Origin of the sequence: Microbulbifer epialgicus (assembly GCF_041447265.1) — a bacterium.
GTDB lineage: Bacteria > Pseudomonadota > Gammaproteobacteria > Pseudomonadales > Cellvibrionaceae > Microbulbifer > Microbulbifer epialgicus.
Genome location: NZ_JBGMEK010000216.1, coordinates 1 through 1,540, shown reverse-complemented (window position 1 = coordinate 1,540; position 1,540 = coordinate 1). Strand labels below are relative to the sequence as shown.

The 1,540-nt window shown below is 41.9% G+C and carries 2 protein-coding genes; both read left to right on the top strand.

The features are described from left to right. Positions 1 to 112: 112 nt before the first annotated feature. Positions 113 to 502, top strand: a complete 390-nt coding sequence (locus ACCI49_RS24605; protein ID WP_371841898.1) for a hypothetical protein — start codon at positions 113 to 115, stop codon at positions 500 to 502. 91 nt (positions 503 to 593) lie between these two features. After that, entirely contained in the window at positions 594 to 1,337 is a 744-nt protein-coding gene (locus tag ACCI49_RS24600; protein ID WP_371841896.1) for a lysozyme inhibitor LprI family protein, read from the top strand. The last annotated feature ends 203 nt before the right edge of the window (positions 1,338 to 1,540 follow it).

The following is a 1,540-nucleotide window of genomic DNA, read 5'->3' as shown; positions in this document are numbered from 1 at the left end:
ATACGATGAACCTGACACTGCAGGAGAGGGGCTGTTTAGTTCGGCCTAAATCCAGTGCCAGGCTGTTTTTTTACCGCCTGCAGCGCAGGTTATCTAAGCGTTAGTTGTACATATGAATATTGAGAATTTATATAGGAATTCGGCATCTCACCCTGATTGGGAAGGTTCTTTCACCGAGCGACTCCGTGAGTATGGTGAGTGGAATAGCAATGAATTCTGGAAGCTACACAAAGAGCTCACAGAGTTGGCTGGTGAGTTTTCGTCGGCTGAATCGATTCCGAAGGTTGTTGCTGCAAATATTGTTTCTCTCCAGAAGTCTGTATGCACTTCGTTTGCCGCTCACTTTAACGAAAACGATGTATTTAGTATCAAAGATATTAGCGATGAACAGCTTCATGAATATATGGAGAGATTTGATATGGTAATTTTAGGGGTATTTACAGGGCAAGTTTTACCGGAATCATCATTTGATGCAGTTAATCCATTACTTGAAAACAACTAACAAGTCAATCAATGTCGCCCCTTCGGGACTGGACCTCCGCACTGCGTGCTCCGGCCCATTATTGAGGCGTTACGTGCGATAAGGACATTTAATGAAAATTAGTTTCTTTACATTAATTGCTTTTTTGATTGTTAGCTCACCTGATATTTTTGCCACAAGCTTTGATTGTGAGAAGGCTTCTACCAGTTCTGAATTATTGATCTGTTCTAATAGGCGACTTGGATCTTATGATGAAAATCTATCAGCTGTCTATAAGTCTGTCATGTCGACATTTGCAGGGCGAAAGTCGTTGGAGATTAAGAAAGAGCAGATTAGCTGGATTAAAAAGCGGGATGATGCCTGTAAAGATGAAAAGAGTTGCATCTCGGCATACAAGCAACGCACAGCAGAGCTCAGAGAACTCTTATGGGGCGGGAGTGACTTAGAATCGTTTTCGATTGATAGGCAGTCATGTAGGGCAACTAAAGATCAGGAGATTCTAATAAAGTGCATTAAGTTGAATATTTACGATCCATGTGACGATGCTGGTGGTAAATGGGGGGCGGCACAATGTGGTTGGGCTCATAATATGATAGCTGAAAGAAGAATTGATGCTCTAGACACAGAGATTATTGAGAAACTAAGTAAAGCTGCTAATGGAAACGAATTAATAGAACGCTTTAAATCAACCTCAGCTGTGTGGCGCTCATATAGGGATTCACATTGCGCACTTATAAATGAAATGGATGGACTTGAAAACTTCAGTGGTTACCGATTACATATGGCATTCTGTAAGCGCCGGTTAAGTGAAATGAGAGTGGTCGAACTAGAAAAAATCTATGCTAGTTCTGAATAAAAACGTAACAAGCGGCTGCATTTCGTTCCGGCCTGCGGCCTCCACCGGACTCGCTTCGCTCGCCGATGAGCCGGGCGCTAAGTTTTATACACAAGTTTTTCCAGTTTTATTATAAAAATCAATGAGTTACAGTTTTGGCATAGTAAGAGCTACAGATTTGGATGGGTAATTATGCAGGACTGGGTCATGGACGAAGTGAAAAA